This window comes from Akkermansia sp. 54_46 (assembly GCF_001917295.1).
Lineage (GTDB): Bacteria > Verrucomicrobiota > Verrucomicrobiia > Verrucomicrobiales > Akkermansiaceae > Akkermansia > Akkermansia muciniphila.
Map to the genome: position 1 here is coordinate 102,693 of NZ_MNUD01000002.1, position 7,115 is coordinate 109,807.

Below are 7,115 nucleotides of genomic sequence, written 5' to 3' on the forward strand. Positions count from 1 at the left end.
AATCAAGCGGAAAACAAAGGATTTGAAAAGGGCACAAGAAACGCAATCATTGATTATCAATAGTTACATTTCAAATTTTCTTCATTCGGGACGAAGAGACCGCTGGTTCGAATCCTGTCCTTTCGATTATTTTCTAACAACCTCTTCCGGACGGTTATTTTCCGGTAAAATCACTTCCCCTTCAAAAGCCAGTCAGAAACCCACTAGCAGCTGATTCTTCTATCTGAAAAAAGCCCCTGCTGGGATACTTTATCAGTCATCCGTCAAATTCCCATTGCCCCGCGCATGTTTCTTTCTCTAAAATGCAGGTAATGAGTGAATACTTCCTGAAACTTCCCGGCGATTCCCAGCCGAGAGCCTATTCCGAATACGAAGTCCGTGAATTTCTGGGACAGGGCGTGATCGACTCAAAAACGCTTACCTGGAAACAGGGCATGGAAGGATGGCAGCCCGTAGCCCAAGTTCTTCCGCCAATGTCACCTATATGGGAGGAAACACAAGATCAAGAGAGCAAAGATCAACCAGAGGAGCAGCAGTACCGCTTGCGTTATCCTTTAAACGGGCTAGCCAAATTATCCATTTTGGCATGTTTCGTATTGCTGCCCTTCATGCTCTGGAGCAGCTGGATTGTTTTTTCCAACAATGTCGTTAATTATGAAGAAATTCAGACACTCATTCAGCAGAATATGGTTCACCTGCCATCTTTTGCGGCGCCATTGGTCTTCCTCCTCAGTATCCTGTTCATTCCATCCCTGCTTATCCAGCTGATCTGGCTGTACCGGGCATCTGCCAATATTCAGGAATTTCAAGTTCAGGGAATTCGGTTCACTCCATTCCTTAGCGTTCTTCTAAGCTGTATGCCGGTAGTCGGCATGGTGCTCAATGCCCTGGTTCTTCAGGAAATATATAAGGCATCTAAAAACCCGGCAGAATGGATGCTGCAAATACCCTCCCGTTCCCTGCGATTATATCTTCTGGTGACTACGGCTCTAACTCTGTGCACCCTTTTCCCTTTCGGGGCGGAACATTACGTGACGGCCTTTCTGCTCACCGGCGTACTGATGACGGCAGCCAGCATCCTGTGGCTGGTCTGTGTCCTGCAAATCACCAGAAAACAGGAGGAGCTGGTCTCCAAAAATCAAAACTCCTGTTCCTGATCGAAAAAACCGTAATCAACGTTTTTCCTTTTCTTCCGAGGACGGCTGACTGCCTGGGAGGATTTTATCCAAAGCTTCCATGCTGTTATCCTTATACAGATTCTCCAGCAGTTTTTCCCACCCCGCCGCCATCTGAACCTGTTTCAAGGCAATAATAGGATCAGGCATCATCATTTCCGGGTCGGGAGCATATTGCTTTAGCACCTCATCCGGATTGATCCTGTTAAACGTTGTCTTCCCATAGCCCGGCATTCCCGCCTCATGAGCGATGGATTCAATCATCTCAAAATGCAAATGCGCCAAATAGTTGCCGTGCGCAGTTCCGACTGAGCCGATTTGCTCTCCGCGTCCCACCAGAGTCCCCAGCGGAATATCGCTGACGGTTTTCAAATGGGCATACAGACTCTGTACAAAACGCCCGTCCGGCAAGCGGTGCAGCAGCACAACAACATTTCCCCAATCTGAAGAAGGCTCTCCTGCATAAATCAGCAATCCGCGGCCGGCGGCCCGCACGGGCAGTCCCTCATCCGTATTTTCTCCTCCTATTCCATTTAAATCCTGTCCTGCATGCCTTCCCTTACGGGCGGCATTCATATCCCCCACACCCTGGGCAACATAGGTAAACGCTCCATTTTCATCTCCGAGGGGCGATGTAAACACATCGGCCAGAGGCGCCTTTGCCAGTTCCTGGGGTGTCAACAAAACCATCCGGTAATCTACAGGAACCGGAGCAGACCGCGGAATATCTTCGTCATAAATATTATGGGGCATCCCGGCCTCCGGGACGGCGGCATATTTCGTCTTGTACCAGGCAAATGCCGTAATCAAGACACAGGCCGTTCCCAAAAGCCCCATAATGACGCGGGATGTCGTCTTATCTATCATCGTGCCGACTCTATACCCACGGAACCGGATTTACAATCACAAGATAGTCAGGCCAGCGTCTGCGGAAATTTTTCCATCCACAATTTGCGCGCCGCACGGATATCTTCTGAGGAAACACGGCTGGAGAGCTCCCATACGAGCGGAACTCCATGCGGGAAAAAAGGAAGAAGGCGTTCAAAGGGAACCACTCCTCCCAGAAGGGGAACCTGATGATCTCGCGCGGGCCATTTGACGTCGTTCACATGTCCTCCAATCAAATGGGAGGACATTCGGCGAAGAAACTGCTCATGATTTAATATAAGCAAATTGTGCTTTCTTTGAATATGCCCGAAATCATGCCAGTAACCGATAAAGGGATTGTCACCAAACTCCTTCATCAACAAATTCATTTCATCCTCACTCGGCACCTGCTCATAATGGCTGCGCCCTTCAATGCCCAGCTTGACGCCAAATTGTCCGGCTTGCGGAAGGAGCTGCCGGAGAGCTTCACGCGCCCGTTCCAGATAAACGGGAGCCAGACGGTTGCGGCGGCGTACAAATTCGCCCTTGGCGTCGGCAAACGATTCCGTTCCCACTATTCCCTGACGCGCCAGGTTTTGCAAATGAGCCGTATCCGTGCGTTTCGCCAGGGGTTCCACCGTTCCCATATGCAACACGATATATCCGGCCCCCAGTGCTGCGCCCTGTTCAATAGACTTTTTCGTCAATTCAATAGCCTTGGAACGCACCTGCAATAAATCCGCCGTAAAAGGCCTGCTGTCAGGAGAATCCCCCACCTCGTCAATCGGAGCGGGGAAAAAATTATGCACCCCGGCCACTTGCACCTTTCCGGCATCTACCGCCCTCATGATACCGGGCAGAAGGGATAACTTGATGCCGTGGGAAAGTTCCACATGGTCAAAACCCAAAGAAAGAATCTCATCAATCATTTCTTCCCCGTCCTGATGACGGTGGGAATTCCAGCACGTAGAAAATACCAGCATAAAAAATCAATTATTATGAGCTGATGGAACCGGGGTCCGTATAGCAATCTTCCATCCACTCCTTGACGGCGGCAGTCATGCTCCCGGCTACGTCCGCGCGAGGTTTGACGAAAGCCGGAATAAACCACGGAAATGCGCCCACCAGGTCATGAATCACCACAACATCGCCATCACATGTATGGGAGCCGGAACCAATACCCAATGTGGGAATGGAAGAATGTACGGTAACTTGTCGGGCAGCATGAGGCGTTACGCCCTCCACAACCACAGCACAAGCCCCCGCCTCTGCCACAGCCTCCACATCCCTTACCAAGGCTTCCTCCTCCGCGGAGGATTTCCCTTTAATCCTATATCCTCCCTCCTCCAGCACTTTCTGCGGTAAGAGGCCGATATGACCCACTACGGGAATACCGGCATCCACAATAGCACGGATATTTCCTGCCTGGGCTGCCCCCCCTTCCAGCTTGACAGCATCCGCTCCAGCCAAAAACAATTTCTTTGCGGATTGCACGGCCTGTTCCACCGTATCATAAGAATGTATGGGCATATCTCCCACCAGCAGGGCGTTCTTCACTCCGCGCGCAGTAGCTTCCACATGATGAAGCATATGATCCAGCGTCACATGAGTGGTATCCGGAAAGCCCAAAACCACCATCCCTAAGGAATCCCCTACCAGCACAATATCTACGCCGGCTTCATCCAAAAGGCGGCCTGTAGGATAGTCATAAGCAGTAACCAGAGTCACATGCCGCCTGTTCTTGCAGGCGCGGATTCGTTCCGCTTTCTCAAAAGATTGATTCATGGCGTTCAATAAACATGCAATTTACCAGCGTTCCGATACCAGAAGCGGCTCAGCCTCATCCGTATCCAATTCCGCCAACAGGCAGGCAACCGTTTTATGCTGGCGCGGCAGGATAAGCTCCGGCCTGATATCTGAAAGAGGTTTTAAAACAAATTTCCTCAAATGGGCTCTGGGATGGGGGAGAATCAGACGAGGAGGATCATTGACCACCATGTCCCCCACATAGATGATATCCACATCCGCCGTGCGGGGTTCACAGCGAATCCCGGAACGAATGCGTCCCAAGGCTCGTTCTATACCCTGGCAATGCACGAGCAATTCCTCCACCGTACCGGGCCAGGTAAATTCCACCACGGCATTCAAATAATCATCCGCACCATGCGGACACCCTTGAGGACTGGTGGCATACAGAGAGGATTGCAAAAAAGGATCATCAGACAGGCTCATCTGCAACAAATGATCCCTGGCCTGAACCATCAGGCTGTTTTTATCCCCAAGATTGGACCCCAGTGCAATGCCTGCTCTCTTCATCAGTAAAAAACATCGTGGCCGTTCCGGAAAAGAAGAACGGCCACGATGCCGAAAAAGTTATAATTGGGACAACCCCAAAACGTCTTCCATGGTATACAGACCTGGTTCCCTGCCTTGAAGCCAGAGAGCCGCGCGAACTGCTCCGGAGGCAAATGTCATACGGCTGGACGCCTTATGGGTAAGTTCCAGCCGTTCACCATCGGAAGCAAATATTACAGTATGGTCTCCCACCACATCTCCTCCCCGCAGGGAATGCATGCCTATTTCCTTGGCGGGTCGAGGCCCTACCAACCCTTCACGGCCAAAAACCACACTATCTTCATAATTCCTGTCAATGGCGCTGGACAGGATTTCTGCCAGTGTCCGGGCAGTACCGGAAGGAGCATCAATTTTGTGACGGTGATGCATCTCCATTACCTCTATATCGCAGCTGCCTCCCAGAATCTGGGCAGCCTTGCGCGTCAGCCAGAACAGGGCGTTCACCCCTACGGAATAATTGGAAGCGAACACAATCGGAATGGATGCCGCAGCATCCACGATCTCCTGGCGTTCCAGCTCCGTATGTCCCGTAGTGCCAATCACCAGAGGTTTGTTATTGGCAACAGCTTCCGCCAGCAGAGTGCTGGTGAAAGCATGATGGGAAAAATCAATGGCTACGTCGCATTTGGCGAGGGCGGGATAAAGCTCCTGTCCCTGATCATGAGTAGAACCCACGCAAGTATCCGGATTCTGCGTCACCGCCTCTTGAATAGCCTGGCCCATGCGGCCCGAAATGCCTGTAACAAGAATGGAAATCATATCACTAAAATATTAAAGAATATTGAAACGCTGAAGAAGAGCGGAAAGCTGAGCTTCCTTCTCTTCTGCCAATGGAACCAGCGGAAGACGTATGCCGGGCTGTATATCTCCTCTCATCGCCAAAGCCGCCTTGATCGGAACAGGATTGGAATCCAGAGTCATTAGCCCTTTCATCAACGGATAAAATGTCTTCTGGAGGGAAAGCATTTCCCCCATATCCTGATTCAGGCCAGCTTTGACAATGGAATTCATGATGCCCGGAAGCAGATTGGATGTTACGGAAACCAATCCGCTGGCGCCACAGGCCATAAAAGGCACCGTCAGGCCGTCATCGCCACACAGAACAGTGAAATTTTCCGGAACCACCTGCATCAGCTGGTTCACGCGGTCCACATTGCCGCCGGCCTCTTTCACACAAACAATATGCGGGCAATCCTTCGCCAGACGGCTGATTGTTTCCACACTGATTTCAATCCCGCAACGCCCCGGAATGCTGTACAGCATCATCGGCAGACGGGTAGCGTCCGCAATAGCCTTGAAATGGGCATAGACTCCATCCTGAGAAGGTTTATTGTAATAGGGGCACACCTGGAGCGTTCCGTCTACTCCCATCTTTTCCGCTTCCTGGGTCATATGGATAGCTTCTGCGGTGGAATTAGCACCCGTTCCCGCAATAACCTGAATACGGCCAGCCGCGCTCTCCACGGCCAATTCTATTACCCTCAAGTGTTCTTTTACAGTCAAGGTGGGGGATTCTCCCGTGGTACCGACAGCCACAATGCCGGCCACGCCGGCAGCTATCTGCGCTTCCACAAGCATTCTAAAAGCCTCTTCATCGACCCGGTTGCCGGCAAACGGAGTCACAATTGCTGTATAAAGACCTTGAAACTTCATAACCTTACTTGGAAATATACTATCTTAACAGACACTTTTTGTCACGACAGAATACAGAAATATGGCACGCCTGTCAGGCATCCTGAAATACCATTCGTGAACAAATGGAGCAAAACTCCAGGCAGGAATTAAACAGGGACAGGAATGATTCCGGCCGCCTGCCGGGCCGCCAGGCAGCTTTCCTTCCATTGACCACGATATATTCCCGGTGAATATGGCGACCTTCGTTCCCACATAAAAACAACGCAGCCGCACAGGCGGAAGAAGCCAATCGAGACTGGGAAACATACCGAAATACCGGACGGTGAATTACGATCTGGCTCATTCTGACATCTCTCCGGTTCAGGCAATTTTCCAAGCCCGCGGTATCTTCCTCCCATACTCCCTTTTTTCCAGAACGGGAAACCATATTCACAATCATGGCCCCAGAAACAAAGGCATGTTCCAGCAAAACGGACAGACGAACACGGGAAGAACAACTCAGCCCCTGCACCTCGACTGAGGCATCTTCACAAATAATCAAATAATCAACACGGCCATAAAGAGTATGTACCAGACCAGCAAAAGAAGCCAAATCGGAAGAATGGTTCAGGCGGCCTGACATGACCAGGTGGCTGCTGCCCGGAAGACAATCAACGATATGGCAAGATTCTTCACCGGCCTCATGAAGCATGGCAACCACAGTTCCCTGACAGGCAAATACCTTGGCTGCCAAATATCCTATATTGCCGGCGTTGCCCAGAATGACGACCACAGGTTTCTGAATGACTTGGGATTTCATATGCCGCCATTCTGACGAAAGAGTGTAATCCGTCAATACCCCACACATACTTAAGTCATTAAGAAAGAAAAAGGAATAGTTAAGAAAAAATTATATGGTCACGATATTTTACAAGGGCTGGAATTTTATTCATCGTAGAGACTGAGCAAGAGATTTAAAGGGGGAAATAGGGATATGCAAGAAGCGAACAGGCCCCGCGAGTCAAGTGACTGGCGGGGCCTGATGGGAAAAAATCCCGGCGGCGACCTACTCTTGCGGGACCTGTCGTCCGACTACCATTGGCG

Annotated in this window: 8 protein-coding genes; 1 reads left to right on the forward strand and 7 read right to left on the reverse strand. The window is 50.7% G+C overall.

Translation table 11 applies throughout. The features are described 5' to 3' along the window. Positions 1–311 precede the first annotated feature (311 nt). On the forward strand, positions 312–1,157 hold the full coding sequence (locus BHW66_RS01630; protein WP_180975884.1) for a GYF domain-containing protein: 846 nt from the start codon (positions 312–314) through the stop codon (positions 1,155–1,157). Between the two features lie 15 nt (positions 1,158–1,172). Here the strand turns inward: BHW66_RS01630 and BHW66_RS01635 are convergent, their stop codons facing one another. From BHW66_RS01635 to BHW66_RS01665, 7 genes are all read right to left on the reverse strand, one after another. Beyond that, positions 1,173–2,042 (reverse strand): M23 family metallopeptidase, encoded by an 870-nt coding sequence (locus BHW66_RS01635; protein WP_102758966.1) that lies wholly within the window; start codon positions 2,040–2,042, stop codon positions 1,173–1,175. A gap of 47 nt (positions 2,043–2,089) precedes the next feature. Continuing rightward, positions 2,090–2,971 carry a TIM barrel protein gene (locus tag BHW66_RS01640; RefSeq protein ID WP_161994164.1) on the reverse strand — a complete coding sequence of 294 codons (882 nt, stop codon included), beginning with the start codon at positions 2,969–2,971 and terminating at the stop codon, positions 2,090–2,092. A gap of 67 nt (positions 2,972–3,038) precedes the next feature. Continuing rightward, positions 3,039–3,827 (reverse strand): 3-methyl-2-oxobutanoate hydroxymethyltransferase, encoded by a 789-nt coding sequence (gene panB, locus BHW66_RS01645; RefSeq protein WP_046434660.1) that lies wholly within the window; start codon positions 3,825–3,827, stop codon positions 3,039–3,041. Positions 3,828–3,848: 21 nt separating this feature from the next. Next, complete coding sequence (folK, locus tag BHW66_RS01650) at positions 3,849–4,358, reverse strand: 2-amino-4-hydroxy-6-hydroxymethyldihydropteridine diphosphokinase (RefSeq protein WP_046434658.1); 510 nt, start codon at positions 4,356–4,358, stop codon at positions 3,849–3,851. 57 nt (positions 4,359–4,415) lie between these two features. Continuing rightward, complete coding sequence (gene dapB / locus BHW66_RS01655; RefSeq protein ID WP_046434656.1) at positions 4,416–5,156, reverse strand: 4-hydroxy-tetrahydrodipicolinate reductase; 741 nt, start codon at positions 5,154–5,156, stop codon at positions 4,416–4,418. A gap of 12 nt (positions 5,157–5,168) precedes the next feature. Then, positions 5,169–6,050, reverse strand: coding sequence for a 4-hydroxy-tetrahydrodipicolinate synthase (gene dapA, locus BHW66_RS01660; RefSeq protein ID WP_046434654.1), 882 nt, complete (start codon positions 6,048–6,050; stop codon positions 5,169–5,171). 73 nt (positions 6,051–6,123) lie between these two features. Then, the gene (locus tag BHW66_RS01665) at positions 6,124–6,831 is read right to left on the reverse strand and encodes a hypothetical protein (RefSeq protein ID WP_046434652.1); all 708 of its coding nucleotides are present in this window, start codon (positions 6,829–6,831) and stop codon (positions 6,124–6,126) included. Positions 6,832–7,115 lie beyond the last annotated feature (284 nt).